Annotated in this window: 34 protein-coding genes and 1 pseudogene; 5 read left to right on the plus strand and 30 right to left on the minus strand. The window is 51.5% G+C overall.

Annotation, left to right across the window (positions count from 1 at the left end; translation table 11 throughout):
- From Q7U95_RS07735 to ccmA, 11 genes are all read right to left on the minus strand, one after another.
- The coding region (locus tag Q7U95_RS07735; RefSeq protein ID WP_308753376.1) for a PAS domain S-box protein at positions 1–1043 on the minus strand (1043 nt) is incomplete at its 3' end.
- Positions 1044–1277: 234 nt separating this feature from the next.
- Entirely contained in the window at positions 1278–2024 is a 747-nt protein-coding gene (locus tag Q7U95_RS07740) for a cytochrome c biogenesis protein CcdA (RefSeq protein ID WP_226070229.1), read from the minus strand.
- Entirely contained in the window at positions 2024–2902 is an 879-nt protein-coding gene (gene ccmI, locus Q7U95_RS07745) for a c-type cytochrome biogenesis protein CcmI (RefSeq protein ID WP_308753379.1), read from the minus strand. The genes Q7U95_RS07740 and ccmI overlap by 1 nt, the downstream gene beginning before the upstream one ends.
- Entirely contained in the window at positions 2899–3354 is a 456-nt protein-coding gene (locus Q7U95_RS07750; protein WP_308753381.1) for a cytochrome c-type biogenesis protein CcmH, read from the minus strand. Before Q7U95_RS07750 ends, ccmI begins: the two co-directional genes overlap by 4 nt.
- Positions 3351–3875, minus strand: coding sequence for a DsbE family thiol:disulfide interchange protein (locus Q7U95_RS07755; RefSeq protein ID WP_308753383.1), 525 nt, complete (start codon positions 3873–3875; stop codon positions 3351–3353). Before Q7U95_RS07755 ends, Q7U95_RS07750 begins: the two co-directional genes overlap by 4 nt.
- Positions 3872–5833 (minus strand): heme lyase CcmF/NrfE family subunit, encoded by a 1962-nt coding sequence (locus Q7U95_RS07760; RefSeq protein WP_308753385.1) that lies wholly within the window; start codon positions 5831–5833, stop codon positions 3872–3874. The genes Q7U95_RS07755 and Q7U95_RS07760 overlap by 4 nt, the downstream gene beginning before the upstream one ends.
- Positions 5830–6285: a cytochrome c maturation protein CcmE gene (gene ccmE, locus Q7U95_RS07765; protein ID WP_226070220.1), complete on the minus strand. Its 456-nt coding sequence runs from the start codon at positions 6283–6285 to the stop codon at positions 5830–5832. The genes Q7U95_RS07760 and ccmE overlap by 4 nt, the downstream gene beginning before the upstream one ends.
- Entirely contained in the window at positions 6282–6464 is a 183-nt protein-coding gene (gene ccmD, locus Q7U95_RS07770; RefSeq protein WP_226070218.1) for a heme exporter protein CcmD, read from the minus strand. The genes ccmE and ccmD overlap by 4 nt, the downstream gene beginning before the upstream one ends.
- Positions 6461–7195, minus strand: coding sequence for a heme ABC transporter permease (locus Q7U95_RS07775; RefSeq protein ID WP_226070216.1), 735 nt, complete (start codon positions 7193–7195; stop codon positions 6461–6463). The genes ccmD and Q7U95_RS07775 overlap by 4 nt, the downstream gene beginning before the upstream one ends.
- A 14-nt stretch (positions 7196–7209) precedes the next feature.
- Complete coding sequence (gene ccmB / locus Q7U95_RS07780) at positions 7210–7893, minus strand: heme exporter protein CcmB (RefSeq protein WP_308753387.1); 684 nt, start codon at positions 7891–7893, stop codon at positions 7210–7212.
- Complete coding sequence (gene ccmA / locus Q7U95_RS07785) at positions 7890–8504, minus strand: cytochrome c biogenesis heme-transporting ATPase CcmA (RefSeq protein WP_308753389.1); 615 nt, start codon at positions 8502–8504, stop codon at positions 7890–7892. The genes ccmB and ccmA overlap by 4 nt, the downstream gene beginning before the upstream one ends.
- Positions 8505–9531: 1027 nt before the next feature.
- Between ccmA and Q7U95_RS07790 the strand changes: the two genes are divergently transcribed.
- A complete protein-coding gene (locus Q7U95_RS07790) occupies positions 9532–9945 on the plus strand; it encodes a hypothetical protein (RefSeq protein ID WP_308753391.1) in 414 nt (137 codons plus the stop codon).
- Here the strand turns inward: Q7U95_RS07790 and Q7U95_RS07795 are convergent.
- The 15 genes and pseudogenes from Q7U95_RS07795 to Q7U95_RS07865 all read right to left on the minus strand — a co-directional run.
- Positions 9896–10343, minus strand: a pseudogene (locus Q7U95_RS07795) (Tn3 family transposase); the annotation flags it as partial. The gene Q7U95_RS07790 and the pseudogene Q7U95_RS07795 overlap by 50 nt on opposite strands.
- A 188-nt stretch (positions 10344–10531) precedes the next feature.
- Positions 10532–10939, minus strand: coding sequence for a DUF1622 domain-containing protein (locus Q7U95_RS07800; RefSeq protein ID WP_226070211.1), 408 nt, complete (start codon positions 10937–10939; stop codon positions 10532–10534).
- Positions 10940–10954: 15 nt separating this feature from the next.
- Positions 10955–11665 carry a cytochrome C gene (locus Q7U95_RS07805; protein ID WP_226070210.1) on the minus strand — a complete coding sequence of 237 codons (711 nt, stop codon included), beginning with the start codon at positions 11663–11665 and terminating at the stop codon, positions 10955–10957.
- A gap of 50 nt (positions 11666–11715) precedes the next feature.
- The gene (locus Q7U95_RS07810; protein ID WP_308753393.1) at positions 11716–12474 is read right to left on the minus strand and encodes a hypothetical protein; all 759 of its coding nucleotides are present in this window, start codon (positions 12472–12474) and stop codon (positions 11716–11718) included.
- Positions 12471–14309 carry a 2Fe-2S iron-sulfur cluster-binding protein gene (locus tag Q7U95_RS07815; protein WP_308753395.1) on the minus strand — a complete coding sequence of 613 codons (1839 nt, stop codon included), beginning with the start codon at positions 14307–14309 and terminating at the stop codon, positions 12471–12473. Before Q7U95_RS07815 ends, Q7U95_RS07810 begins: the two co-directional genes overlap by 4 nt.
- 213 nt (positions 14310–14522) lie before the next feature.
- Positions 14523–14900, minus strand: a complete 378-nt coding sequence (locus Q7U95_RS07820) for a hypothetical protein (RefSeq protein WP_308753397.1) — start codon at positions 14898–14900, stop codon at positions 14523–14525.
- A gap of 147 nt (positions 14901–15047) precedes the next feature.
- On the minus strand, positions 15048–15464 hold the full coding sequence (locus Q7U95_RS07825; RefSeq protein WP_248492831.1) for a hypothetical protein: 417 nt from the start codon (positions 15462–15464) through the stop codon (positions 15048–15050).
- A 303-nt stretch (positions 15465–15767) separates the two neighbouring features.
- Positions 15768–16094 carry a hypothetical protein gene (locus Q7U95_RS07830; protein ID WP_308753400.1) on the minus strand — a complete coding sequence of 109 codons (327 nt, stop codon included), beginning with the start codon at positions 16092–16094 and terminating at the stop codon, positions 15768–15770.
- A gap of 217 nt (positions 16095–16311) precedes the next feature.
- Complete coding sequence (locus Q7U95_RS07835) at positions 16312–16863, minus strand: DUF411 domain-containing protein (protein WP_226070197.1); 552 nt, start codon at positions 16861–16863, stop codon at positions 16312–16314.
- 100 nt (positions 16864–16963) lie between these two features.
- Positions 16964–17617: an isoprenylcysteine carboxylmethyltransferase family protein gene (locus Q7U95_RS07840; RefSeq protein WP_226070195.1), complete on the minus strand. Its 654-nt coding sequence runs from the start codon at positions 17615–17617 to the stop codon at positions 16964–16966.
- The gene (locus Q7U95_RS08695) at positions 17607–17909 is read right to left on the minus strand and encodes a DUF2933 domain-containing protein (RefSeq protein ID WP_226070193.1); all 303 of its coding nucleotides are present in this window, start codon (positions 17907–17909) and stop codon (positions 17607–17609) included. Before Q7U95_RS08695 ends, Q7U95_RS07840 begins: the two co-directional genes overlap by 11 nt.
- A complete protein-coding gene (locus Q7U95_RS07850; protein ID WP_308753403.1) occupies positions 17906–20287 on the minus strand; it encodes a heavy metal translocating P-type ATPase in 2382 nt (793 codons plus the stop codon). Before Q7U95_RS07850 ends, Q7U95_RS08695 begins: the two co-directional genes overlap by 4 nt.
- A 16-nt stretch (positions 20288–20303) precedes the next feature.
- Entirely contained in the window at positions 20304–20864 is a 561-nt protein-coding gene (locus tag Q7U95_RS07855) for a cytochrome c (RefSeq protein ID WP_226070188.1), read from the minus strand.
- A gap of 59 nt (positions 20865–20923) precedes the next feature.
- Entirely contained in the window at positions 20924–21223 is a 300-nt protein-coding gene (locus Q7U95_RS07860) for a hypothetical protein (protein WP_226070186.1), read from the minus strand.
- Positions 21224–21258: 35 nt separating this feature from the next.
- Entirely contained in the window at positions 21259–21534 is a 276-nt protein-coding gene (locus Q7U95_RS07865) for a copper resistance protein B (protein WP_226070259.1), read from the minus strand.
- Between the two features lie 403 nt (positions 21535–21937).
- Between Q7U95_RS07865 and Q7U95_RS07870 the strand changes: the two genes are divergently transcribed.
- The 3 genes from Q7U95_RS07870 (at position 21938) to Q7U95_RS07880 (ending at position 24342) form a co-directional block, all read left to right on the plus strand.
- Positions 21938–22624: a heavy metal response regulator transcription factor gene (locus Q7U95_RS07870; RefSeq protein ID WP_226070184.1), complete on the plus strand. Its 687-nt coding sequence runs from the start codon at positions 21938–21940 to the stop codon at positions 22622–22624.
- Positions 22614–24011 (plus strand): heavy metal sensor histidine kinase, encoded by a 1398-nt coding sequence (locus Q7U95_RS07875; RefSeq protein ID WP_308753406.1) that lies wholly within the window; start codon positions 22614–22616, stop codon positions 24009–24011. Before Q7U95_RS07870 ends, Q7U95_RS07875 begins: the two co-directional genes overlap by 11 nt.
- Positions 24012–24207: 196 nt before the next feature.
- Complete coding sequence (locus tag Q7U95_RS07880; RefSeq protein ID WP_285229331.1) at positions 24208–24342, plus strand: hypothetical protein; 135 nt, start codon at positions 24208–24210, stop codon at positions 24340–24342.
- A 262-nt stretch (positions 24343–24604) separates the two neighbouring features.
- Here Q7U95_RS07880 and Q7U95_RS07885 read toward each other — a convergent pair whose 3' ends face one another.
- Genes Q7U95_RS07885 through merR form a run of 4 tightly spaced genes read right to left on the minus strand, consistent with a single transcriptional unit; the run spans position 24605 to position 25925 of the window.
- Positions 24605–24829, minus strand: a complete 225-nt coding sequence (locus tag Q7U95_RS07885) for a GDCCVxC domain-containing (seleno)protein (RefSeq protein WP_247363676.1) — start codon at positions 24827–24829, stop codon at positions 24605–24607.
- A 2-nt stretch (positions 24830–24831) separates the two neighbouring features.
- Complete coding sequence (merP, locus tag Q7U95_RS07890) at positions 24832–25116, minus strand: mercury resistance system periplasmic binding protein MerP (RefSeq protein ID WP_226070180.1); 285 nt, start codon at positions 25114–25116, stop codon at positions 24832–24834.
- Positions 25117–25126: 10 nt separating this feature from the next.
- On the minus strand, positions 25127–25474 hold the full coding sequence (locus Q7U95_RS07895; protein WP_226070179.1) for a mercuric transporter MerT family protein: 348 nt from the start codon (positions 25472–25474) through the stop codon (positions 25127–25129).
- A gap of 49 nt (positions 25475–25523) precedes the next feature.
- A complete protein-coding gene (gene merR, locus Q7U95_RS07900; RefSeq protein WP_308753409.1) occupies positions 25524–25925 on the minus strand; it encodes an Hg(II)-responsive transcriptional regulator in 402 nt (133 codons plus the stop codon).
- Positions 25926–25968: 43 nt separating this feature from the next.
- Between merR and Q7U95_RS07905 the strand changes: the two genes are divergently transcribed.
- Positions 25969–26208: hypothetical protein (locus Q7U95_RS07905; RefSeq protein ID WP_308753411.1), on the plus strand; the 240-nt coding region annotated here is incomplete at its 3' end.

Consider the following 26208-nt stretch of genomic DNA (forward strand, 5'->3'; position numbering starts at 1 on the left):
AGAATGACAAATTCATCGCCGCCAAGACGGGCGATCATATCATTTTCCCTGATGATGCTATTGATAACGTTGGCTACATGTTTAATAACATCATCACCAACAGTATGGCCGTATGTATCATTAATTAATTTGAAGTTATCCAAATCAATAAACATGATGGCGAAATGTTCATTTTCTTTTAGTGAGCTCGCTATAACTTTCTCAAGCTGTTCTAAAAAGTATTTCCGATTAGGTATTTGAGTTAAGGCATCAATATGTGCCTGACGCCATATTTTGTTCTGTGCCAAAACTATTTTGGTTGTATCTCTGGCAATAGATGATGCACCTATAATTTCATTTCGATAAATTATCGGTGAAATGGTTACTGAAACATTAATTAATTCGCCATCGTGTCTCAGACGCTGGGTATCAACATTTATGATCTGCTTACCCGCGATAATCTGTTTTAAAAATTCAGTTTCTTCATGAATTCTATGTTCCGGGTAGATTTTCAACATGGACTCACCGATCATATCGTGAGCTGAATAGCCAAATATTCTCTCTGCTGCTTTATTCCAACTGGTGATAACACCATTAAGATCATTACTAATGATGGCGTCACTGGAACAATCAACAATTGATTTGAAATGACTCAGTTTTTTTTCGCCTTCCAGTCGAGCTGTAATATCCCGAGCAATTTTGGATGCACCGATGACGTAACCTGCAGAGTTTATTATAGGTGAGATAGTGATAGAGACATTGATATATTTCCCATTTTTGTTCACTCTTACAGACTCAAATTCTTCGACTAGTTCACCCGAATGAATGCGAGACATAATATCGGCTTCTTCATGAACTCGATCAGTTGGAAAAAGCGTCAAGATTGAGTGGCCAATAATCTCTGATTCGGTATAACCAAAAAGTCTTTCAGCAGCTTTATTCCAGCTTAGTATATTTCCTGATAAATCCTTACTAATAATGGCATCAAAAGAATGCTTGACAATAAGGTCGAGTAATTGTGCCGAGTTTTCATTCAAATCAAGCCCATCATTGTTTGATTTCATTCATTATCCCAAGTTAGATACTTAATTTATAAAAGGATGGTTAACATTGAAAGATGTGATTACTCAGTTAGGACTGATTGCTCGATTGCTGAGCTCAAAAGCACATTATATGCATTTGAATAGTTTTGGTATGGACATTTGTGAATATATATACTTTTAGTATAAAAAATGATGATTAGGTCAAATAGGTCAAAGTTTTCACATAAGAGTTGAAGCGTAAACGTCGCCACATCATTAACCAATCGCGCCCAGCGCCGGGAATGTCCTAAGCAGCCAAATAGCAAAGCGAACCAACTGCCCAGTTGCCACAGCAAGCCCCATAAGCACCAAAATTGCACCTGAAATAATTCGGAGATAACGGCCAGCTTGGCGCAGGGAGCTCAGTTTGCGCATAAACGGTGCTGTGAAATATGCAGAAAGAAGAAACGGTACACCCAGTCCGAGCGAGTACACGGCTAGTAGCAGAATACCTTGACGCATACTGTCTGATGTTGCGCTAAGTACGAGGATCCCCCCCAGTACGGGACCAATGCACGGTGTCCAGCCGAATCCGAAGGCCAGGCCCAATACTGTCGCTGACCAAGGACTTCCCCCCGCTTTTTTTGGATCAAACCGGTAGTAACGCTGCATTGTGAGGGGCATGCGAATTAATCCCATCATCATCAGGCCAGCAACGACGATGATGGTTCCAGCGATGATATTTAGCTCATATCGATACGAAAGAAATAGGCGCCCGATCGCGGTGATGCTGGCTCCTAAAATCAGAAAAACTATTGAAAATCCCACAACGAAACAGGCACTAAGCCCTAATGCTCGCCAACGAGCAGCACGAGCCCCACTCTGCAACGTGCTTGGCTGCGCTGTTCCACCCGCAATATACGAAAGGTAGCCCGGCACAAGCGGCAATACACAGGGCGATAAGAAGGACGCAATACCGGCAATAAATGCAGTTAACAAACCTATTAGGGTTAACTCAAGCATTATTGATCTACCGTGCTCATGGATTCTCCACCATTTGACGTTTCGGCCTGCTCTCGACGCGCCCGCTCAATGCTGCTACCAACAATCTGCGCGGCATCCGAATCTGGCGGAAGCATGCTTAGTAACTGCTGCCAGTAATCGATGGCGGCCTGATAATCTTGCCGCTCAAGCGCGGCCGCGCCAGCTAGAGTGAGTGCAAACGGCTCCTGTGGATCAATCGAAAGTGCCCGCTCTAATAGGTGCGTTGGTTCACCTCTGAATCCTTCTGGTTTGATTCTGGCGAGTGTCTCAGCATATTCTGCCAGTGCTAGCGGATCCGTTTCAATGACGCCGTCAGCTTTTGAAAAGGCCATTGCCGCATCTTCATATCTCTCAAAGTAACGATGCGATCGCGCCAACATGAGCCAACCAGCAGGATCATCAGGGTTGCTTGCTAATCGCGCTGTAAGTGAGTCCACCATTGTTTGCACATCGGCCTGCGTCAACATCGGAACACTCTGTACGGGCGGCGGCGTAATCGCGGCAGGATTTCCTATTGCGAGGTACGTCAGCACCGCGGCCACTGGCAAAATAAAAGTCAGAACTATCGCTGGTCGTTTGCCCGCCGTACGTCCCAGACGTCCAGTCGGCCCTGGGGTCGACTCATGTAGTACCCGCTTTAGTAGCTCTTGCTGTGCGTCGGCCAGATCGTCTGACGTCAATATGCCATTTGCATGATCTTGTTCGAGTTCTAGCAACTGGTCGCGCAGTACCGCGGTATTGACGGCGTGATGCTCGATCTCCGGGTCATGCCTGACTCCACGCCAAAGAACACGTCCGAGCCATAACGTGATCCATGCAAGCAGTATGGCAGCGATCGTAATAAATGGAGCATTCATGGTTGTTTTCCAGGGTCTTTGATTTGTCCAAGTAATGCTTGGGCCCGCTCGAGATCATCCGCACTTAATACCTTGTCAGCGAGCGCACTTCTTCGACGCTTTAACGTTATCGCAAGGATGAGAAGTCCAAAGACCAGCAGAAGCAAGGGCCCGAACCATAGCAATACCGTGGTGGTTTTTAGCGGTGGACGATAGAGCACGAAATAACCATAACGTTCTACCATATAGGTTCGGATCTCTGAATCCGTTTTGCCCGCTTGAATCTGTTCACGTATTTGCTGGCGCAGATCGACAGCAAGGTCGGCACGTGAAGCCGCAATGGACTCGTTCTGGCAGACCAAGCAGCGCAGCTCCGCGGCGATGCCCTGCAGACGCACTTCCGCGGGGTCGTTATTTGCCCAGGATGGTAGCGCGATAAGGACGCTGATCAGCGTTAACCACAAACGATTCATTTCTCCAGCTCCCGTATCATGGGTAGAATCGTGTCGCGCACCGCGTCGTGAGTCACCGGACCGATATGTTTATACCGAATAACGCCGGTCTGATCGATAAGGAATGTCTCGGGCACACCGTACACGCCATAGTCGATACCCACTCGCCCTTGCGTATCCGAAACAGACACTAAATAGCTGTCGCCATGACGGTTTAACCATGAAATGGCTTCATTGCGTATGTCCTTGTAATTCAGACCCACTACCGGCACCCCATGCTCTGTAGTCAGCTCCCTGATTACGGGGTGTTCTTCCAGGCAGGCGAAACACCACGAAGCCCAAACATTCATCAGCCAGACTTTGCCTTTCATTGCATCGGGTGAGAATGTTTCCCCCGGGTTGGCCAACTGGGGCAACGTAAATGCCGGTGCCGGTTTGTCTATCAATGGAGACGGTACTTCACTGGGTTTGAGCGTCAAGCCGAACGCCAGAAACCCAAGCAAGACGACAAAGCCAATCAACGGAAACAGAAATCGACTCATGCCTTGGCTTCTTGTGCAATCACGGCCGTCCGTTTTTCGCGATGCTTAAGTCGATAGCGACGGTCGCTAATCGCTAACAAGCCGCCAAGTGCCATCAAGATGCAGCCGATCCAGATCCAATCAATAAAGGGCTTGTAGTGAACGCGCACACTCCATGCGCCGTCGGCAAGGGGTTCCCCTAAGGCGACGTACAAATGACGTAATCCGTTCGCATCAATAGCGACCTCCGTCATGGGCATTTCCGAGAAAAAATAATTGCGCTTTTCGGGATGCATTAAACGTAACTGCCTGCCATCACGTGACAGAACAATGTCACCGACCTGGGCCGCGTAGTTGGCCCCCAACTCACTCCTGACGCCCCGGAAGGTAAGTTCATAGCCTGCGGCGGTCACTGTTTGTCCCGGAGCCATACGAATATCCTGTTCCGTTTCATAACCCATGACCAACGTCACGCCCACTACAAATACAGCCATACCCAGGTGGGCGATGTGCATGCCCATCCAGCTACGCGGTTGCGCGAGCAAGCCACTGCGCGTTGCGCGCATACGTTTAAAGATTCCCATAACAACCGCAGTGGCGATCCATGCTGCCAGCGCTATCCCTAATGCAACAAGCGCCGACCATCTTCCATATAAAAAGGGCACACCCACACCCGCTACCACCGCGACGAAAAGAGGAAGGTTCAACTGCTTTAATACATCACGGAGCTTTGCCCTCTTCCAGTTTGCCACTGGACCAACCGCAATAAGGAGTAACGCGGGCACCATCAGAGGTACAAACACCAGATTGAAGTACGGTGGACCAACAGAAATTTTGCCCATCCCGAGTGCATCAATAAAAAGTGGGTATAGCGTTCCCAGCAGAACAGCCCCGGCTGCAACGGCCAATAGGACGTTGTTTACTAAGAGAAGCGACTCGCGCGAAAACAGCTCAAACCGCCCGCCTAAGCCGACCTTCGGTGCACGTATCGCAAACAGGAGCAAGGACGAACCCACCACCACCGCGAAAAGCATCAGTAGGAATACACCACGGCGGGGGTCGGTTGCAAAAGCATGCACAGACGTCAACACGCCGGAGCGCACAAGAAAAGCGCCTAACAAAGAAAGTGCAAAGGTGCTGATAGCAAGCAGAACGGTCCAGTTCTTGAAACTGGCTCGTTTTTCGGTCACCGCTAAAGAATGAATGAGCGCTGTACCTACCAGCCAAGGGACGAATGAGGAGTTTTCAACGGGATCCCAAAACCACCAACCACCCCAACCGAGTTCGTAATAGGCCCACCAGCTGCCCAAAGCTATCCCTAAAGTCAGAAACAGCCACGCCGCAGTGGCCCAGGGGCGAGACCAGCGTGCCCACGCCGAATCCAGTTGCCCGGCAAGTAGTGCCGCAATCGCAAACGCAAAGACGACAGAGAACCCCACATAACCCATATACAGAAGGGGCGGATGAAATATCAGACCCACATCTTGCAAAAGCGGGTTCAGATCCATTCCTTCCATGGGTGCCGGAACAAGGCGCTCGAACGGGTTTGACGTCAACAGTACAAATAGCAAGAAGCCCGCTGTGACTAAACCCAACACCCCCAACACGCGTGCAACCATGACATCGGGGAGCTGCCTGGAAAACAGACTTACCGCGTAGGCCCATCCTGTTTGCATTAGCAACCACAGCAGCAAAGATCCTTCATGTCCGCCCCAGACGGCCGCCATCCGGTAGAACCAAGGCAATTGCGAGTTGGAATTAACGGCGACATAGCTGACCGAAAAATCCTTGACAATAAACGACCACATCAACAGCACAAAACTGATGGCGACGAGAGAAAACTGAGCACGGGCTGCAGGCCGCGCAAAGCCAATCCATGTGGCATTTCCGCGTGCTGCACCGGCTAAGGTAATGCCGCCTTGTGCAAGCGCGACAAATAGCGTCAGAATAAGAGCAAAGTGACCAATTTCAGGAATCATGGGTATTGTGACCTTGTTGCATCTGAAGTCTTGCTTGCTTGATCCAGCGCATGCTGGGCTTCGCGAGGCATGTAGTTCTCATCGTGTTTAGCGAGGACTTCTTGCGCACGGAACAAACCATCAGGACCGAGTTTTCCTTGAGCGACGACGCCTTTGCCTTCACTGAACAAATCGGGCAGGATTCCCGTATAACTGACGGGTATTGTTTTGGCGGTGTCCGTTATAAGGAAATTGACTGTCAGACCGTCACCCACGCGCCGCACACTACCGGTCTGCACCATTCCGCCCACGCGAAAGGCACGCTCTTGCGGCGCTTCTCCCGCCGCGACTTGTGTCGGGGTGAAGAAAAACAACAAGTTACTTTGGAAAGCGCTCAGCACTAATGCTGTCGCAACGCCCAATACGGCTAAGCCACCTGCAATGAGCGCAATACGTTTGTGACGTGTTTTCATTTTGAATCCTCCGCGCCTAACGCTGCATCGCGTTTAACGTGCGCCAGCGCCGTCTTGCGACGTTTAAGAAGAAAGAGACATTCAGCGTAAAGAACCAGTACGGTCACGCCCACCGACCCCCAAACATACGTGGCGTAGCCACCCATCGCGAAAAATTCGTTCGGATTTGTCCAATTCATTGCCGGATCTCCTTCAAATCATTTACCCAAGCAGTTCGGTACTCACGTTCGAGAATGATGCAGCGCACACGCATGAGAGCGACCGCAATCGTGTACATCCAAGCAGCCAGAGCCATAAGCAGCATTCCGATCAGCATGATCGTTGCCATTGACGGCGCTTGCGTCAGTGACACTGATGCGCCTTGATGCAAGGTGTTCCACCATTGCACTGAAAAATAGATCACCGGGATGTTGACCACGCCAACCAATGCGAGGACTGCCCCTGCCTTATCTGCACGGCGTTGATCGTCTATGGCGGACTGAAGTGCCATAAACCCCATATATAGAAAAAGGAGTATTAGTTCAGAGGTCAACCGTGCGTCCCACACCCACCATGTCCCCCACATCGGTTTGCCCCACAATGCTCCGGTCCACAGTGAAAGAAACGCAAACATGGCACCAGTAGGCGCCAAGGCTGACGCCATCATGGCCGATAATCGACTGTTGAATATCAGTCCTACTGCTGCCCAAAATGCCATGACGACGTAAATGAACATCGACATCCATGAGACAGGGACGTGAAGGAAGATAATCCGATACCCGTCGCCTTGTTGAGCGTCCGTGGGAGCCATGAAAAACCCCACGTAGAGTCCAGCCACGGTCAGGCAGAAAGCCGCTGCAGCAAACCAAGGCATAAGCTTCCCGGCAAGCGGATAAAACGTTTTGGGGGATGAATATTTAAACCAGTTCATCTTGTCGTCACTTACTATTCCAAAGCAATTCGTAAAGCCGCCGTTGTGGCCATGGGAGAAAAAAAGCCGGCAACCAGCAGCATGGCGGTCAATAACGAAACATTCGCTGTGGCACCTAATCCAGATGCCGCCGCGTCAACTGCCCCTGTACCAAAAATCAGCACCGGTACATAAAGGGGAAGTACGAGTAGCGCGACAAGAACGCCGCCGCCACGTAGCCCCAGCGTCAAACTGGCTCCAATCGAACCAATCAATGCCAACACTGGCGTACCGATTAACAGCGTCGTCGCTAATATCAGTATGGACGTCGTCGACAAGTAGAATTGAAGTGCCAACAACGGAGCAAGTAGTGCCAGAGGCAAGCCGGTCATCAGCCAATACGCCACTACCTTTCCAACGACCATTGCACTCAGTGGTGCCGGGGAAAGCGCCAGTTGCTCTAAGGTGCCATCGGCGTAGTCTTGCTCAAACAGGCGCGGAAGCGAGAGCATCGTTGCCAACAATGCGGTAACCCATAGAACGCCTGGCGCGATTCTCCTGAGCATCTCGACATCAGTACCGACGCTTAGCGGGAAAAGGCTAGTCACAATCACAAAAAAGAGAAGCGGAGTAATCGCATCCGATTTTCGTCGCATGGTCAGCTTGAGTTCGCGATGAACTATCCAATAAATTGCAGAAAGACCGAAGGCGTCTTTCATGCCCCTATCCGCATTGTTTGCAACGGGCTGGCCAGGGCCATATCTTGATGGGTGGTAATTACCGCAATACCGCCATCAGCAAGATGCCTATCGACCGCTTGTGCAACATGCTGACTTGCCTTGGTGTCCAAAGCCGTCAAGGGCTCATCCAAGACCCACAGAGTGCGCCTGGAGAGAAATAATCTCGCGAGGCTGACACGTCGTTTCTGACCCTGGGATAAGGCTCGCACCGGCATATGGGCACTGCCTTGCAATCCTATGCGTTCCAAAGCATCCTGCACAACCGACAGTTCAACCGGTTCGTTTACTAATGAAGCGATGGACTGCAGGTTCTCGGTGGCACTTAAGCTGTCTTTCAGTCCCAATGGATGGCCGCAATAAAGCAGCTCTCGGCGGTACTCGGCCCCTAAATGTTTAATTAATCTGGTCTTCCAGTTGATCGTTCCTGCAAAGGGCGGTGTCAGCCCGACAAGCATGCGTAAAAGGCTTGTTTTGCCGCTTCCGTTCTCGCCGGTGATGAGGAGGCCCTCGCCAGACCTTAGAAGGAAACTCACATCATGAAATAGGTGGCGTTCACCACGAACACAGTCCAGATTACTCACTTCAAGCACTGCCTTTCCTTACTTGCTATGTTTTAGGGATCGTTGCGCTGCCTTGAGAATGTCCGCCAGGAGGTGCTGCGAGATCGGTTATGGGACTTTAGTCTTACGCTACTGACGAGACCATGACTGCACGATTACAAAATTGTCATGCTGCAATATGCATCGTTTCATGTGGGCGTTCACGCCGGTTAGCCAGGTCAATACTGCCCTGCCGACTCTCAGTGCGTCGACTTCGGGCTACGTTGCGATTGCAATGTTCGCTTCCATCGGGAAGATGACGGAATCGCCATACGTGAAGCGTTCCACAATAAGACGCGTTGCCTTTTCCACTTTCTCCACCAGAGCTAAGCGCTCCGGGGCGCACATAGACGCAAACGCCGGCACGGACGTCGCTGCACCCATTATCAGGCTTCTTTGAAGTGTCCGCAAAATCGGGGTAGAACCCATGGACTCGTCCCGTTTTATGAGAATAAATACGGTGGGAACGACCTGAGGAAGGGACTTCTTGTACTGTTAGCCATGGAATATAGTCCTTACCATGCCCTTGGCCACGCCCCTCTTTAATACGACGGGCAATTTGTACTTCTGAGAATGAAGAGTTTGCTTTAGCCATAATAAAAGTCCAGTATGCTTTTTCACAGCATAACTGGACCTCTAAAAGTTCTCAACTATTTTGTTAAGTTCTCATCTTTCATGTCATAGTTCTCAACTATTTTGTCCGTTTCTCAACTTAATTGTCCGTCCATACCAATGCCATCCTGTACTGGAACACATCCAGAATCAGCAATATCGTTGATGAACTCCGAAAACAAGGAGAGACGGTGGACGATGACCTTCTGGCCCACATCTCCCTACTTCCCTACAAACACGTGTTGCCCAATGGCACCTACTTTATCGAAAAAGAGGAAACGAAATAGATGGGTGAGGTCCACAATTGTCTGCCACGCCTGACGGTCAATCAATTGTTGATCCGTGATCTTATGGCCGCGCAAGCACCTTGTTTCGCAATGGGTTATGTGGAAGACCGGAAAGAGAAATGCGGTTTTATTGCAGTGCTGCCAGAGAGACCTATACCAAACCAGGTAACGCACCAGGGCATGAACTTCGGCCACTCAGTTTTAGGCACAAGCCAATACAAGGTGCTTCACTTGGGTTTGAGTTTTATGGCTATGCCACTTATCACGGCTTGGTGCGTGCCGGTAACCCGATCATCCAAGCAGTGATTTCAACCATGCTGGATACACAAGACTACTTTTTCTTCGCCATTAATCCGGATCAAACCGTTACAGCCTTTCGATCGCAATTTGATGCTCCTGACCTGGCTGGACTACGAACCAACCAGGAGCAATTTGGCGAGGACAGTTGTTCTTCAGAGCAGTATGAAAGTGCGGCGAAGACCTTTACCAAGAACCCGGATCCGCCCGGTAACCTTCTGGTTCCAGTATCTTAATGCCAAAATTCAACGGCGGGACCTCTCTTTCCAGGTCCAGATTGTAGTCACCAAAGCGATTGATATTGGAATTGCGATATGGCGAGAGCCCATTCAGTAGCTCTTGGTTGATAGCGACACCCTCTTTAGCCAAAGTCCTTGAGGACGTGGGTCATTTTCTCGACGTTATAGAGAATCACCATGTTCGCGACAAGTTGATTGTTTTTGACTACTTTTCGCTGCTCATGGCGGATGTTTTCAGCGATGATGCCCTCTCCTCCGAAAAAGAGCCATTTGATAAAACCATTAAATTCTTCACTTTTATTTGTCGCTGACTGAATGGTTTTTCGAAGCGCTATTTCATCAATATAGCGAAGCAAAAAAAGCGTTCGGATGGCCTTTCCCAGCTCTTTGAATGCGGTGATGTTTGTCGTCGAATTCACAGCAGGTTGGTTGGCACGTTCGAGTGATTTGGTGGCGGACTCCCTGGATATGCTGGCCGATGTGCTGGCGTATTCCGTGAGTCTGTACGCTGTTGTTGGTAGAGGGCTTGCTGAGAAAGAAAAAGCGGCCTTGCTCAACGGTAGCCTGCAACTGTTGTTGGGCGTCAGCGCTTTCCTGCAGACGAAGTAGTGCGTCCGGAATCTTCTCGTTCCGACTCCGGTGGGCCTGATTCATCTTTATTGCGTCCGGGAACGGAGCAAAATGCGTGTCGCAATTCATACGCAATACTCAGACTCAGTACAGTTCTCACGACAATCACCAAGCCCAACAAAGCAATGCCCTCCAGCGTGGGGGTATGCAACGTGGCAAGAATGTCCGCCGCAACGAGAAATTCCAACGCCAATACCAGACGTTGACCGAATTGCAGTCGGAGTGGTTCGATATCTTCCCGTAGCCCTTTATTGAACCAAGTGCGTACAAGATCAAATGATGACAGTGCTGCAGCACAGGCAATAATCAAGCCGCCAATCCCTTCCAGGATCAACATGGCAAGATGTAGCAACGTTTCCATTCCGTCCTCCGGATGTTAGTGATGTTTGTACCAACCGACGTTCTTGATGTCATTCCAACTGTTGGTTTTATGGCAGAGAAAGCATTGAGAGACGTCGGCGTGCATCACACCCGATACTTTCATAGACACCATCTTGAAATGTTCCATGTAATGACTCGGCGGGGCTTGATGACATTGCGCGCACTCTGTCGACGTCGCTGCCGGATGTTGGAACTCGGGTACGGTCCATGCGGCGGTTGAGTGGCAGATGACGCAGTCGGCGCCAAAGAGGTTGCGATGCGGCTCTTCGTTGCTGTGGCAGTTGGCGCAGTCTAAAGGGGTTTCGAGCACGGATATTCCTTTATGCGGTGCTGCCAGATTTCCGATCCGCTCGTGCTCTTTGGGTGGCAAAAGCTGTCGGCCAATTTTGGCCAGCACCTTATGATCCATTTTTATTGGGCGCTGATTATTCCCCAGATGCTCTACATGGCAACTGCTACAACTACCGATATCTGCGTGAAAAGCGGTGGACTGTGTCCCCAGCAAGGCCTTATTGTTGGCGTGGCAGACGATACAATTGTTTGCCTCTACACCTTTGACTGGCGTATGACAAGCAGCGCAGTCGTGCTCGAGGAAAGCATGACCACCCGTCAGCGGACCGGGGTTTGCCATGCGTTGCCAGGTTATTTTATCAAGTAGGCCCGAGGCCTTGCCGCCAGGATGCGCACCACCGTAATAGACCCACATTGACAGGGCACCCATGACAACTAGCGCGACTAAAAAATGTGGCCAAAGCTTCACTTAAACCACCGTAAACCGAAGTAAATACCTGCCCATACATGCAGAGCCAGCAGCAGGTACAGAACAAAAGCAATGGTAATGTGAAAGCGCAGCCACCACTGGAAGGCGGATTTGAACCATTGGTGCATCTTCACTGCATACTCAATCTCTGCCATGGCATCCACCAGTGCAAGCGCCCGCATCGGTGGAGGGCTTTCTTGTCCCAGCTGATTTCTCAGAATCAGCTTATTGGCAATCCAGCGTGTGAAAAGCCCTGTAAATGAACGCAGCATCGCGGCATGTCCCGGATCTCCGACCAATTCCGCAGCCACTTGGCGGTAACTGATTCCCAGTTGGGTAAGGGTTTCTTTTTTCTCACGGATGGTGTCGGAGAGGCGAGTCAACAGGTAGCGACCAACAAACCCGCTGAGGACAACAATCAGGGTCATGACGGTGAGTGAGATACCCAATGCACTATCGAATTTGTGGCTGGAATGGAATATGACGAGAATGGGTCCCAGCACACCGGCATAAATATGCCAGGTTAACAATGTTCGCATCGACACGAACCTCGTAACCCACCGGTTCAGGATTTTGATGCGTTTTACGATGAGGTAGGCCAGCGGAATCAGCATCAGCACCGCTCCCGACACACCAAGCACCCCACCGATAGCACTACCAGGAAAGCGGGGCGAGCGATGGAAAAGGAATCCCAACCAGAAAGCCAGCAACAGCAGGACAAGTGCTGTGACGATAAACCGTTCGCGTTCTTTCATGCCTTTACCGAAATGTCGCAATTGGCTTTGGCTTGGCAGGCCAATATTAGGTTTTTTTCCTTATCCCCCGGCTCCAGGCCGTCTTCAACGTCCATGCTAACTTCACCAGCAAGTAGCTCTACCCGGCAAACCCCACATATGCCGGTGCGGCAGGAGTAATCGATGTCCACGCCCAATTCTTCAGCCACATCGAGCACAACTTTATCAGGAGGAAGGGGTCCCGCTCTGTCCGAATCCGTGAAGGTAACCGTGGGAAGCCCAGGCTTGGGAGAACTGGGGCCTGCGGTCTTCTGATCAGCGCTCGGCAAGCGTTCCTGTTTGCCAAGAGCTGGACCGAATGCCTCTGTTTTAATGCGGTCTTTAGGTATGCCAAGTTCTGAGAGAATCTGCTTCGTCGCCTCCATCATTGGGACAGGACCGCAAATATGGATATAGCGTGACGGCAAATCCGGGATTGACTCGGCCAGCAACTCTTTGGTGATGCGCCCCTGAGGGCCAGCCCATTTTTCCGCCCCGCTTTGCGATACTGTAATGACCACCTGAAGATTGGTGTGACGGCGCCTCAAATACTCCAGTTCTTCTCGAAAAATGATGTCCTCTGGTGCACGGCAACCATAAACCAGGAAAATGTCACCTTCCCAACTACGATCCAGAAGATAGCGCAATACACTCATAAGTGGGGTGATGCCAACACCTCCGGCAATCAGAACAATGCATTTGCATTCCCGGCCTGTGAAAACAAACGAACCGGCCGGTCCCGAGAGATCCAGCAAGCTACCTTCGTGGATCTCGGAATGGAGATAACCGGACACCACACCCTCAGGCGCATGTTTGACAGTGATTTCGATGTAATCCCGTTGTGTCGGCGAAGAGGCGATCGTATAGCCACGGCGAACAGTTGCTTCACCGTGTGGCACTGTGACTGTGATGAATTGCCCGGGCAGGTAATCGAAAGGCAGCATCCCTCCGACCGGATTCACGAGCCGGAACGTTTTGACGTCGCCGGTCTCCTGGAAAATACGACTGATGCGCAGCTGCCCCGACCAGGGTCGTCCAGACGCGGTAGTCTCGGCAGATCCTGGGAATTGGATTGGCGGCGGCATTGGGGCCTGCAGAGGTGAAGGCTGCCGCGCTGGCGCCGCTAAACTGCTCAGGAGCTGCGAGGCCCGGCGCATCTTGAGTATGTACAACCAAAAGAAACCGGCGATGAGCGCTGACGAGCTGAGCATGATCCAGAAATGGAACCAAGTCATATCCATGACCCCGGTGTTTACAGCAGGCGGGTTTGGCACAGGCAGTTCCATTTCGCGTCGGAACCAGTCGAGAGCAACGGCCTGCGGATCGTCGGTGCCGACCAACACCTGATGAGCCGCTAACCCACTCTCGAATCGGGCCATACCTTCATGCAGCAGGCTCACGGCCTGTTGCATCAGTTCATAATCATTGGAGGATGCAGAATCGGCGAGGCGGGTGAGCCCGTCGGTCATCAGTGCCGTGCCACTGACCATACGTTCATGGGCAGCGGCTTCCACCTCCGCCCGTTTTTCGGGCGGAAGATCAGACAACGTCATGAGTGATGGATAAATCTCTTTCGGGGGAGATACACCCATTTGGCGCATCATCTCACCCATGCCTTCCATCATGCCGGTACTTTTTCCGACAACCGGAGAAGCTGGTGTGAATTGTGGTGGTGGGGCCGCTACGTCTGGGTGATGAGCTTGATGATCCTCCGGGGAGACCTGAGCCTGAATGGGGCCGGACAAAAAAACAGTTGCTACGATCAGGTATATCGTTGCCCGCTGTAATAGTTCGGAAAAGCGTTGGAAAGCGGCCAAAGGTAACCACCTATTCAGGTTTAGAGAGCTGGATACTTCCCAATATGACGTATGTTTTTTGCAATTAGACATGAGGTTTGGGTTCCGGCTTCAGTAAACGTTATATAGCGATGATGATATTACTGGTCGGTTTGCGAGCTCGGGCAGGAATGTAAACTGCCTTTCCGGTAGCGTGCAGGCAAAGGCAGTTTGCATTTTTTCTTAAGCAATTACTTACTGCTTGGCGGATTTTTCATGCAACTCAGCCAAGGCATCGTACTCTTCGGCTACAGATTGCTGAAGCTTGATGACACGTTCACAATGTTTTTTTTGTGTGGATTTTCCGGCAGCCAAACCCTTCATTCGAGCGTGACTATGGCGATATTTGTCTTTCATTTTCTCATGCAGACTGGCCTCTTCTCGCGCCTCACCGGCCTTTTTTCGGTAATAGTCGGCAATCGCCTTATGATCTTCTGGCTTATCGGCCATGCTGTTCAGCAGTTCCATGATAGGTTCTTCGGCAGGTTGGGTTTGTGCCTGAGCCTGAGCCTGGAAAGAAAATACCAGCGCTGTTGCCACAATCAGATTGAAAAACAATTTAGAAAATTTCATATGTCTATCTCCGTTTTGATGAAAAATTACGCCGGATAACCCGGCATGTAAAAAACCTGTTTCTATTGAGTGCAATGACAGTTGTGTACCTGTTTTACTTTTGCGCTTGTCGCCTTCGCGCGATGTCAGAAAAGTGAGCAAGGAGGCTTACATATGGCCACCAGACATACCCATACCACCTTTCATCTGACCCATCATTTGTTCCATCATTTTATGCATCATGTCCATGCGATCATTCATCATGTCCATGCGTTTTTCGGCGTTCATTGTGTCTTTTTGAGAATCATTTTTCATATTCTCACTTATCATCTGCATGCCGTGCTCCATGGCTGTCATGTGCTCCTGCATAAGCTTTTCGCGGACTTCAGGATTCTGTTCTGATCGGATGCGCTCCATCAGCCCTTTCATTTTTTCCATTTGGGACTGCAGGTCGGGCATTTGAGTGGATTGTGTCGACATGCCGCCAGCCTGCGTAGCCGGGTCACTTTGAGTATGTCCGCTTTGGGAAAACGCCGGCATAGCGAAAATACTTGTTAACGCTAACGCTGTGATAATCTTTTTCATTGATGTCTCCAAAATTGCTATTTAAAACAACGTAATTGACAGCTTGTAAATGGCCAGCCGCAGATTAATCAATTCGAGCCCAGGCCAAGTTGATTTGAAGCAAGCTTTCGCCAGAAGCATGCGGTTTTAATTTACGAGCCGCTGCGCTGAGTTACAGCATAAGCAGGACTCACACATCTCAGGATGTCACCAAACAATGAGCATAAAGTGTTTCCCGTCCATGTCAACGCCATGATCATAAGTATCCTCGTAAGAAGTCTCGCAATCAACTAAAACTGGTGGATATGCTTTATATCTCGTCCTCTATTTTTGAAGCTCCACGATGTCATTTTTGACAATGTCACCTTCAATGACACGCGCTTTGGCGAAGTGATCATCGATGGTATTTTCAATTTTCACTGTACCTACTGGCGCTCGGTGCCAGTTTGACCCGCCCTCTTCAACGACACCTTCTGTAAATACTACTCGGTAAACACTCAACAACTGCCCGGGTTCGGCACCGTCGCGTTTACCTACACATACCACCACATCGGACGCCGTAGACTGAACTACCTGGCCTCTCATGATTTGGCCGTGATAGAAGGGGCTATTGGCGCAGCCTGCAAGCCACAGGATGGCTGTTCCAAGCACCAGGACGCGTAAAAAACGGATTTACATAGCGGACTCCTTTTTGAGTTGTCGCTGATAGGGGGAAGTGCGTGGCTAAAAAGTTTTACCCATTTGGTACCTCCGAGGTTAGTCGCTTATGTCTGTCACAAACATGACCCCAAGATGACGATGTTGTAATGTTTAAGCCATGTTGATGCGTGCAGTCGGCGTGCTTGATGGAGAATGGCATTAACTCCTTTCATAGTGTTCCTTCTTGATATTGGTGTGTCTGCTGTTCCACACGAGCGAATACCTCGGTGCTGCCATCGTGCTTCAATAACAACACCTGATACGGTATGAACTTATCGCCCACTTCCATCCCGGGGCTGCCCACCGGCATGCCGGGCACGCTCAGGCCAATTGCATCGGCAGGAGGATTATCCAGAAACTGTTGGATGTAGCGGGCCGGAATATGGCCTTCAAACACGTAGCCCCCTGGGGAGACGGCCGTGTGGCAGGAACGCAAATTGGTCGCGATGCCGTGCTGATCCTTAAAGCGTTCAAGATTCGCCGGATGACGTGTTTCAGTGGTAAAGCCCGCTCTTTCTATGTGACTGATCCACTCCTTGCAACACCCACAGGTTGGGCTTTTATAGACCGTCAGAAATGTAGTTTCCGTGCTGGCGGTAATCTCCAGACCCCCTCTATCTGGGGAGGAAGGCGCACTCGTCGGATCTGAAGTGTCACAGCCAGTTAGGAATACCAGAAAAAACAGGCCCATGAGTGAGCCAGCTACGCGTAGTAATGACATGATCTAGTCTCCGAATGGATTGATATCCAGGTCGCATCAATCGCTTAGTAGGCAGCGAGCTGTAATATACTCCCCGCCTTAAAAAAATCTGACCGGTTTTTCATAACCCTTCCTTGAGAAGTTGAGGTTTCAGGCTCGGCAGCCAGGCTGGCACGCGTCCCTGATAATCGCGATAGTGTTCCCCAAACTCTTCCAGCGCGCGTTGTTCCTCACGTTTGGCAAGGCGGACATAGACCACAAGCAATACGGGGAACATGATCAGCGTCGGGATCGTAGGCCATTGAAGTAAAAAACCAAACATGATCACGATGAACGCAAGGTACTGCGGGTGTCGGCAGCGGGCATACCAACCGCTGTTCGCCAATTGGCGGTTTTGCTGTGCCTTGTGCAATACACTCCAGGCGGACGCCAGCATAAAGAATCCCAGAACAATCAGGATATTGCTCGCCAGATGCAGGGGATCAAAGTGCGGATTACCGTCCAGTCCAAGGAGCGTATGCAGCAAGTGGCCGTTGTCGTGTGATAGGAAGTCCACGCCGGGGTACTTTTCCGCCAGCCAACCGGAGAGAAAATAGATGCTTAACGGAAACCCGTACATTTCAGTAAACAAGGCCACGATAAAGGCAGAAAACGCGCCGAGACTCCGCCAATCCAGCTGGCTTTGAGGTTTGACGAAGCTGAAGGCGAAAAAAATAAAAATGGCGGAGTTGATCAGAACGAGGCTCCAAAGGCCGTATGCAGATTCACCGTGCATTGTTGTTCTCCTCCTCGTCCGCTTGACCACCTCGTACCCGCGGCGCCTCACCTTGGAAGCGGTGAGGTGCATGGGACGAGCTTTCGGACTGGGTTTCCTCTGAGTGATGATGCCCATGCCTACCATGCATAAACAGGTGCATTAAGGGGCAGGCCAGCAAGATCAGGTAAGGCAGAAACGGCAGGACATGGTCGCGATGTTCGATCAGCAGAAAATAACTTGCTGCGCCGATCAGGCCTATCGCGGCCAAACCTTTGGAAGTCAACCAGAAGGAGCCTGAATGCTTGTTCATTGATCAGCTCCGGTGATTTTTCGCTGCCGCAGACGTAGCGCGTTACCCACCACCGACACGGAGCTCAGGCTCATGGCCAGTGCGGCAATCAGCGGCGACAATAGCCAGCCGGTTACCGGATACAGCACACCGGCGGCTATAGGCACACCCAAAGCGTTGTAAAGAAAAGCGAACATCAGGTTCTGGCGCATATTTCGAACGGTGTCCAACGAAATCCCACGCGCCACGGCGATACCGCGTAGATCACCCTTGACCAGGGTCAGTTGCGCCGTGCTCATCGCCACATCCGTCCCCGTACCCATAGCAATGCCGACATCGGCGCGGGCCAAGGCGGGTGCGTCGTTGATGCCGTCACCGGCCATGGCCACCTTGCGTCCATTAGCCTGCAACTGTGCCACCAGTTTGTCCTTGTCTTCTGGACGTACCTCGCCGTGTACCTCGTCGATACCAAGCGTTTGCGCTACTGCCTGGGCAGTGGTGAGACCATCACCGGTGGCCATAACGATATGCAGGCCTTGAGTGCGCAGTTGCGTGATGGCTTCAGGGGTGGATGTCTTGATGGGATCGGCGACCGCCAGCAAGCCTACCAATTGCGGACCAGCCGAAAGGTACATCACACTGGCGCCTTGGGTTCGCAGCGCCTCTGCTTTATCAGACATGCCGCGCCAGTCGATTTGCAGCTCATCCATCAGTGCCGTATTACCCAAGGCAAGAGACTGTCCATCCACATGTCCGCGCACACCAATACCGGAACTGGATTCGAAGTCATTGACAGGGCTCAAGGCCAATTTCCGATTGTGTGCCTCAGCGACAATGGCATGAGCGAGCGGATGTTCGCTGCCTTGGTCGAGACTGGCGGCCAACCGCAGCACCTCGTCTGAGCTGCTGCCGGGTGCTGCCGCTGCAGACAGGAACGCTGGCTTGCCCTGAGTCAGTGTTCCTGTTTTATCGACGATCAAGGTATCGACCTTACACAGCTGTTCAATCGCCGCAGCGTCTTTGAAAAGGACACCCCGGGTTGCTGCGTTACCGGTAGCCACCATCACTGACATGGGTGTTGCCAGGCCCAGTGCGCAGGGACAAGCAATAATCAACACCGCCACCGCGTTGATTAGGCCAAATGCCCAACTGGGTTCGGGGCCAAACATCCCCCACAGGATGAAAGTGGCCAGTGAGACGGCGATGACCACCAACACAAAATAACCGGCGACCACATCAGCCATACGCTGCATCGGTGCTCGAGATCGTTGAGCGTTGGCGACCATCTGTACAATCTGGGAAAGCACCGTGGCCGACCCGACTTTTTCCGCGCGCATGATCAGAGCGCCGCTGGTATTGAGCGACGCACCGATGACTGCATCGCCAGTGCGCTTGCTGACCGGCATGGGTTCACCCGTCAACATGGATTCATCAATGGCACTGTTACCTTCCAGCACCACGCCATCGACCGGCACTTTCTCACCTGGGCGAATACGCAGGCGATCGCCCGGATGAACATGGGTCAGCGGAACATCTTCTTCCGTTCCGTCATCCCGTAAACGTCGCGCCGTCTTGGGCGCCAGTCCCAGCAGCGCCCGAATTGCCGCACCGGTTTCGGAGCGAGCCTTCAGTTCCAGCATTTGACCCAGCAGCGTCAATGAAATGATGACCGCCGCCGCCTCAAAATAAACGGCCACATGGCCGGCCTCACGAAAGGATGCGGGGAAAATATCCGGGGCGAGCACAGCAACTACGCTGTACACGTAAGCCGCACCAGTACCGGTACCAATGAGCGTCCACATATTCGGTGCGCGCAAGCGGATGGAGTGCAGCCATCTCACAAAGAAAGGCCACCCTGACCACAGCACCACTGGCGTCGCCAGCAGCAGCTCTACCCATGGACGAGCGCCGCCCAGCAAATTGTCGAAGGCGCCGCCCGACATGGCAATGAGAGTAACCAGCACAGTCAATGGCAAGGTGTACCAAAATCGGCGACGGAAGTCCGCCAGCTCGGGATTTTGTTCGGTTTCCGTACTGGGCATGACCGGTTCCAGGGTCATGCCGCACTTGGGGCAGGTGCCCGGCCCCGGTTGCCGAACCTCCGGATGCATCGGACAGCTGTATTCGACGTTGCTATGCGCTTCGTTCAGCGTGTCATGCGCGACCGGTGAAGTGGGCTTTTCGAGGTAATCGGTGGGGTTGGCAACGAACTTTTTCCGGCAAGAAGCACTGCAAAAGGAGTATGTCTTGCCCCGAAATTCAGCCTTGTGAAGTGACGTGGCAGTCACAGCCATACCACAGACAGGATCGGTCAGCGTACCGCCCGAAGGCTCGGCGCGTTGGCCACTGCAGCAGGATGCTGATATGTTATCGCCTGTGTTTGAATGATGATGCGGCATAAGCTTACTCCACCGTTTAATGATGTTCGGCCTGATCATCGCCACGCGCCGTCAGGATTTGATATTGCTCCGGTGTCAGCTCCGGCAGGCGCTTCAGGAAGGCCACCATGTTCCAGATACGTTCATCGTCATGACCAGGGCCCCAGGCAGGCATGCCGGATGCTTTGATACCGTGCTTGATGATCCAAAAGCGTCGCTGGTCCAGCGCATTGTTGATACCGCCACGATGTTCGTCACGGGTCAGGTTGGGCGGTGCAGGGTAAAGCCCCAGCGTAAAGTCGCTCTGTGTCTTACCGGGTTTCAAATGGCATCCCGCGCACATGTCGTTGTAGTCAGCACCGCCTGAGAGCAGACGATCCGAGGAATCCAGATTCATGGGTATCTCTACGTCGCCTGCCGCGCGCGCGATAGAGCGCTCACGCAAGGTTTCCAATATCCAATAGGTGAAGCGGTTATGAGGTACGTCAGCACCCATTGGATACCACCCTGAGTAGAGAAATACAGCCCCGCCTGCGATCACGATAACTGCTATTGCCAACAAGCACTTGACGCAGGACAGTAATTTGCCAGAAGCCATGAGTCCTCCTCAAAAACCTGACGGTTGCCGATGGTAACTTGCAAGCCACGTTGTCTCCATTAGTGCTGATGCTCGGACGATTTTTTGTTGTCCACACCATGCTTGCCATGATCATCGGTGGCGGAAGAAGGGGTGTGCGAGTCTTCCTCCCCGTCGTCCCCGTCCTTCACGCATTTCTGCATCATGGCCTTCATCACCGGATCATCCATATCCATCTTGGAATGATCCATGTCTTTCATCGCCTTACAATCGGGTTTTTCGGCGTCTTGCCTATGTTCCTTGGGATCGTGCGCTTGCACCGACAGAGCGATAATCAGGACAGGCAATGCCGCAAAACGGGAGAGGGATTTCAGTTTCATGAGGTTGACTCCTTAAGTCACAGTAGAAAATAGGTTTAGAGCCAGAATTTCAATCCGACGACCCACAGCGTGTCAGCATCCGGTTCATCGGCAGCACGGGCAAAATCAGCCGTACCGCCAAACTTGCTTGTCCATTCAACGCCGACATAGGGCGCAAATTGGCGCGAAAACTCATAGCGCAGTCGAAGTCCCAGGGCCGCATCAGACAGTCCGCTGCCCAAACCGTTGTCCACATCATCCTTGCCATACAACGTAATTTCGGCACGGGGCGCCCTCTCGGAAACGAAGTGTCGGGGCGGGAATAGAACCATTGATTGTGGTTGCCATGCGTATGGCACCGGTGAAATTGACGGGCATCTCTTCAATTACCAGATCTACTTCTCGACCGCTCAAAATCGGCGCAGAACCGGTCCGGATACTTGGGTTATCTCGTCCCCTCGCATGTAACCATCCCGGTGCCCAGGCCAAAACACCGCCGGCGGCCAATCCCTGCACGAAGCGTCGCCGAGAAAGGTTCAACGGCCTGTTTGGTCTGTTCATTCGGATTCCTCATTCTGTCATTGTGACGGGGCAATTTTTCCGAGGCTCTCAACATAATCAATGCACCCTGTCATCAACATGACCACAAGATGACAATGTTGTAATCTTTATGTCATGTGGCTGTGCGAATCGGCCCATTAGACTGAAAGGCCAGTTCAGAAGGGGAACCTGACTATGCGTCTGCTTGTAGTAGAGGACGAAGTAAAAACCGGTGATTACCTGCGGCAGGGCCTGGCCGAGGCCGGCTTTCTGATCGTGCTCGCGCGCAATGGGTTGGATGGACATCATTTGGCCATGACGGAAGCTTTTGATCTGATCATTCTCGATGTGATGCTGCCCGATATGGAGGGCTGGCGCATCGTGCAATCCCTACGCGAGGCGGGACACCAGACCCCGGTATTGTTTCTCACGGCACGCGACAGCGTGGATGACCGTGTCAAAGGACTGGAACTGGGTGCTGATGATTATCTCGTCAAGCCTTTTGCATTTTCAGAGCTGCTGGCACGGGTGCGGACACTCCTGCGCAGGGGAACGGTACCTATGCTCACCGATCATTTGCAGGTGGCGGATCTGATACTGGATCTACCACGGCGCCGGGCCAGTCGTGCCGGCACAAAAATCATACTCAGCCAAAAAGAATTTGCCTTGCTGGAACTATTTGTGCGTCGCCAGGGGGAAGTATTGCCACGCTCCTTGATTGCTTCCCAGGTGTGGGACATGAATTTTGACAGTGACACGAACGTAATTGATGTCGCTATTCGTCGCTTACGCGCCAAAATCGACGACAACTTCGAGCCAAAACTCATCCACACCGTTAGGGGGATGGGTTACAAACTCGATGTGGAAAACGATGATGCGTAGAAAAAAATCGTGCCCCAGCCCACTCACGTTGCGGGTCCTGGCGTTTGTGACCCTGGCAACTGGTCTCAGTCTGGTGTTGAGTAGCCTGCTAGTGTTGCAGTCGATCCGAGATCACTTTGCGGAGCAGGATGTCGACGAGCTACGCACCATCGTTCAATCCATAGAGCACACTCTTAGTACTGCACTGGAAAACGGCGCCTCCATAGAGGAGTCCCTGGCAAGGGCCGTTGCCGGTCATCATGGGGTTTATTTTCAGGTGGAAGATGACGATGGTACCTTGTTGTTTCGCACTCCCGGAATTGACTTTTTTGACGGGGCTGCCGCGCTGTCACCGGTGCGCGTCATCGATGAAGACCATGTTTCCGTGTGGGCCAGCGGCGGCAAAAATTTTCGAGGCGTGGTCACCACTCTGACAGCAAGGTCGGAAATCTATCGAATCACTGCCGCTATCGATCTTGATTTTCATCTGTTTTTTCTGCACAGCTTTCGCAATAGCCTATGGCTGATCATGCTCGGAACCGGGGCCATCACACTGCTGGCTGCCTGGTTTGGCATCCACCAGGGGCTTTTGCCGTTGAGGAGTTTGAGTGAGGGTATGCGCAAGATTCAGACTAATCACCTTGATGAACGCCTCGACGCGGATACCTTGCCCACTGAACTCAGGGAATTGGCCGTGTCGTTTAATCAAATGATTGGACGCCTGGAAGAAGGGTTTGAGCGCCTATCACACTTTTCAGCCGACATCGCGCATGAACTGCGGACGCCGCTGACGAACCTGATTACCCAAAGTCAGGTTGGTCTCAGCAAACCGCGATCAGCGGATGAATACCGTGAATTGCTGTATTCCGGCCTGGAGGAGCAAGAACGGATGTCCAAAATGGTTAGTGACATGCTTTGGCTGGCGAAGAGCGATAACGATTTGATCAAACCTGTATTTGTCCCATTAGACCTGACTCAAGAGTTTAAAGAGCTGTTCGAGTTTTTTGATGCACTGACAACGGAACATCAGGTGCAACTGGTGTTGGAAGGTAACGCTCCCGTCGTGAGAGGTGACCGCGCGCTACTGCGCCGAGCGTTCTCGAACCTTCTATCCAACGCCATACGCTACACCCCACACGGAGAAATCATTAGAATCCACTTGTCAGTGGATGAAGGCGCACATGCCACCGTTTCAATTGCCAATCCCGGCGAGGATGTTCCAGCCGAGCATTTGCCGAAACTATTTGATCGATTTTACCGGGTAGACCCATCCCGCCAGCGACAAAGTGAAGGTACCGGCCTGGGGTTGGCCATCACCAAGGCTATAGTGGAGTCTCATGATGGGGTTATCAGTGCGCAATCCGGGAACGGAACCACTTGTTTCGTTGTTTCGCTTCCCTCTCGCTAGTCTGATTTATATATAGAGGTGTTCTCCAGGAACGGGGTCTCACGCGTTCATCAGAGCTGTTGGCTTTGCGTGACCTACTTTTCCCCAGATATCGGTCTATTAAACACTCCAGACCGGGGGATATCCTCAACCTGCAGCGTGACCTTGAGGAAACCCTGAGACAGAGAATCAAGAATTCAACGGAAAAAGTGAGCTGATGACAGAAAAAATTGCAGCGCTTACCGGTCAGAAAGCAGATATTCATAAAGAAGTGGCTGTGTTATCACGGGTTTGGGTGGCGCAAAAAAAACCGCGCAGAATAGAGGCGCTTTTGACTGATGAGACAAGGTGATCCTTCAGGAGAAGGCGGCAATTCAAGGACAATTTAAACAGCTACAGGCATCGCTTTGACCCTAATATCGTGCGGCTGCGCAGTTTAAATTACTAACTGGATGCGTCACTCTGCGTAATTGGAAGAGAGGCCACAGAAAGCGGTATTGGACGGTTTACAAAATTTCTCCGGTGGCCATTTTTCATCTCAGCCCAATGACAGGCTAGCTGCAAATAAGTGCCTATTTTTTAAATCCGGTTGAAGAATCCTCGAAAATGAAAAGTCACTGGCAGCAGCCCTTGGTTTGTGACGAGAGCTGTATGGGTGGGCAGGCTGTTGTTCCGTAAGAGCAATACACACAACAATCGCCCGTTTTGGGCTTCAGCACAGCGTGACACTGCTCACACTCATAGAACCACTGGCAGGCATCTGTCGGCATGGTTTCCCGTTTCTTGAGCCCGCATTCCGGGCAGGTAATGTCGGATTCCAGAATAACATCCTGCACCATGACTAATCCTGTTTGATCTCGGTAGACGGGTACCCGGCATCTTCGGTGGCCTTGGTGAGCAGGCTCACACTCGTTTTTTGATCGTCATACACAACAACGGCGGACTTTGTTTCGTAATCTACGTTGGCCTGCGTTACACCCTCCACCTTTTCCAGGGCTTTGCGCACGGTGATGGGACACATCGCGCAATTCATGCTCGGTACCGACAATTTCACGGTGCGCGAGTCGGCCCACGCCGTAGTGACAATACTGCTCATAAGCAAGACGAACATTAAAAGTTGTTTCATACCATATCTCCTAAGCGAACCACGCCAGCCAATAGGGACTAAAAATCAGCAGCAGTGCCACAACCGTAAAAATCCAGAAGATTACTTGATAGCGCTGGCGATTTTTGGGAAGAGCACACACGCTGCCTTCTGGACAGTGCTCAATAGGTCGATGGACCTGCCAACCGGCCCACAAGTAAAGCACGACCACAACGGCGATGAAGTAGGGTCTGAAAGGCTCAAAGGCAGTTAACGTACTGATCCAGGAGCCGCTAACGCCCAGTAACAACAAAACAAAGGGGCCAGCACAACACAGACTTGCACCAATGGCAGCGGCCATACCTCCACCCAATAACCAGGCAGGCGAATTTTTCTTCATATCGAAATACCTCTGAGAGGCAGTGTAAACTCCGTACCACACTACGGAGTCAAGTAAGGCGGCGACCTGCCGGGACAAGAGAATCAATAATGGGGCAGGAAGTGGAGTCAGAATTGGATTGGCACGAAGAAATGAGACCTTTCAGGCTCTTCTCCAGACGCTTCAGGTTTTTTATTTTAGCCTGCACGATGTCGAGCTTATGTTCGGCCAAGTGCTGAACCTCGTGACAAGACCCAATGCTTAATTCAATCAGCGCATCGATCTCTGAAAGGGTAAAACCCAGGTGCTGGGCACGCTTAATGAACAACACTTTGGTCAGCGTTGCTTCCGGATATTGCCTGTAGCCCCGGAGCGGCGTATTCGGCTGTTCGATAAGATTTTGCCGTTCGTAGTAACGGATTGTTTCGACATTCACGCCTGCGGATTTGGCAAGCTGGCTGATGGTATACATGATGGCTCGCAATGACCGTACCTAAGTACAGAGAATTATAGTCTTGTGGCCACGACAATTAAATGTGTTGGATGTGGGGGGCGCGGAAACATACGGTTTGAGGTGGATACGCGAGGGCGAAACCGTAAGTTTCTGTTCAAATGCCCCCGCTAGGCCAAGATTGCAAAATGATGTCGAATTGGCCGTAAAGTCGCTTGAACCCTATCTTGCAGAACTCGAATCAATCAATTCATACAGTGATTTATTGCTGGTGGATAATGAGCTGCTGACGTTGATGGAAGCG

Origin of the sequence: Candidatus Oleimmundimicrobium sp. (genome assembly GCF_030651595.1) — a bacterium.
Lineage (GTDB): Bacteria > Actinomycetota > Aquicultoria > UBA3085 > Oleimmundimicrobiaceae > JAUSCH01.

Bases quoted from the DNA above. Each gene is read 5' to 3' on its own strand.
- Q7U95_RS07740 (WP_226070229.1), bottom strand. From the start codon at position 2,024: ATGCTTGAGTTAACCCTAATAGGTTTGTTAACTGCATTTATTGCCGGT.
- ccmI (WP_308753379.1), bottom strand. From the start codon at position 2,902: ATGAATGCTCCATTTATTACGATCGCTGCCATACTGCTTGCATGGATC.
- Q7U95_RS07750 (WP_308753381.1), bottom strand. From the start codon at position 3,354: ATGAATCGTTTGTGGTTAACGCTGATCAGCGTCCTTATCGCGCTACCA.
- Q7U95_RS07755 (WP_308753383.1), bottom strand. From the start codon at position 3,875: ATGAGTCGATTTCTGTTTCCGTTGATTGGCTTTGTCGTCTTGCTTGGG.
- Q7U95_RS07760 (WP_308753385.1), bottom strand. From the start codon at position 5,833: ATGATTCCTGAAATTGGTCACTTTGCTCTTATTCTGACGCTATTTGTC.
- ccmE (WP_226070220.1), bottom strand. From the start codon at position 6,285: ATGAAAACACGTCACAAACGTATTGCGCTCATTGCAGGTGGCTTAGCC.
- ccmD (WP_226070218.1), bottom strand. From the start codon at position 6,464: ATGAATTGGACAAATCCGAACGAATTTTTCGCGATGGGTGGCTACGCC.
- Q7U95_RS07775 (WP_226070216.1), bottom strand. From the start codon at position 7,195: ATGAACTGGTTTAAATATTCATCCCCCAAAACGTTTTATCCGCTTGCC.
- ccmB (WP_308753387.1), bottom strand. From the start codon at position 7,893: ATGAAAGACGCCTTCGGTCTTTCTGCAATTTATTGGATAGTTCATCGC.
- Q7U95_RS07790 (WP_308753391.1), top strand. From the start codon at position 9,532: ATGCGGTTTTATTGCAGTGCTGCCAGAGAGACCTATACCAAACCAGGT.
- Q7U95_RS07800 (WP_226070211.1), bottom strand. From the start codon at position 10,939: ATGGAAACGTTGCTACATCTTGCCATGTTGATCCTGGAAGGGATTGGC.
- Q7U95_RS07805 (WP_226070210.1), bottom strand. From the start codon at position 11,665: ATGTGGGTCTATTACGGTGGTGCGCATCCTGGCGGCAAGGCCTCGGGC.
- Q7U95_RS07810 (WP_308753393.1), bottom strand. From the start codon at position 12,474: ATGAAAGAACGCGAACGGTTTATCGTCACAGCACTTGTCCTGCTGTTG.
- Q7U95_RS07820 (WP_308753397.1), bottom strand. From the start codon at position 14,900: ATGAAATTTTCTAAATTGTTTTTCAATCTGATTGTGGCAACAGCGCTG.
- Q7U95_RS07825 (WP_248492831.1), bottom strand. From the start codon at position 15,464: ATGAAAAAGATTATCACAGCGTTAGCGTTAACAAGTATTTTCGCTATG.
- Q7U95_RS07835 (WP_226070197.1), bottom strand. From the start codon at position 16,863: ATGTCATTACTACGCGTAGCTGGCTCACTCATGGGCCTGTTTTTTCTG.
- Q7U95_RS07840 (WP_226070195.1), bottom strand. From the start codon at position 17,617: ATGCACGGTGAATCTGCATACGGCCTTTGGAGCCTCGTTCTGATCAAC.
- Q7U95_RS08695 (WP_226070193.1), bottom strand. From the start codon at position 17,909: ATGAACAAGCATTCAGGCTCCTTCTGGTTGACTTCCAAAGGTTTGGCC.
- Q7U95_RS07850 (WP_308753403.1), bottom strand. From the start codon at position 20,287: ATGCCGCATCATCATTCAAACACAGGCGATAACATATCAGCATCCTGC.
- Q7U95_RS07855 (WP_226070188.1), bottom strand. From the start codon at position 20,864: ATGGCTTCTGGCAAATTACTGTCCTGCGTCAAGTGCTTGTTGGCAATA.
- Q7U95_RS07860 (WP_226070186.1), bottom strand. From the start codon at position 21,223: ATGAAACTGAAATCCCTCTCCCGTTTTGCGGCATTGCCTGTCCTGATT.
- Q7U95_RS07865 (WP_226070259.1), bottom strand. From the start codon at position 21,534: ATGGTTCTATTCCCGCCCCGACACTTCGTTTCCGAGAGGGCGCCCCGT.
- Q7U95_RS07870 (WP_226070184.1), top strand. From the start codon at position 21,938: ATGCGTCTGCTTGTAGTAGAGGACGAAGTAAAAACCGGTGATTACCTG.
- Q7U95_RS07875 (WP_308753406.1), top strand. From the start codon at position 22,614: ATGATGCGTAGAAAAAAATCGTGCCCCAGCCCACTCACGTTGCGGGTC.
- Q7U95_RS07880 (WP_285229331.1), top strand. From the start codon at position 24,208: ATGACAGAAAAAATTGCAGCGCTTACCGGTCAGAAAGCAGATATTCAT.
- Q7U95_RS07885 (WP_247363676.1), bottom strand. From the start codon at position 24,829: ATGGTGCAGGATGTTATTCTGGAATCCGACATTACCTGCCCGGAATGC.
- merP (WP_226070180.1), bottom strand. From the start codon at position 25,116: ATGAAACAACTTTTAATGTTCGTCTTGCTTATGAGCAGTATTGTCACT.
- Q7U95_RS07895 (WP_226070179.1), bottom strand. From the start codon at position 25,474: ATGAAGAAAAATTCGCCTGCCTGGTTATTGGGTGGAGGTATGGCCGCT.
- merR (WP_308753409.1), bottom strand. From the start codon at position 25,925: ATGTATACCATCAGCCAGCTTGCCAAATCCGCAGGCGTGAATGTCGAA.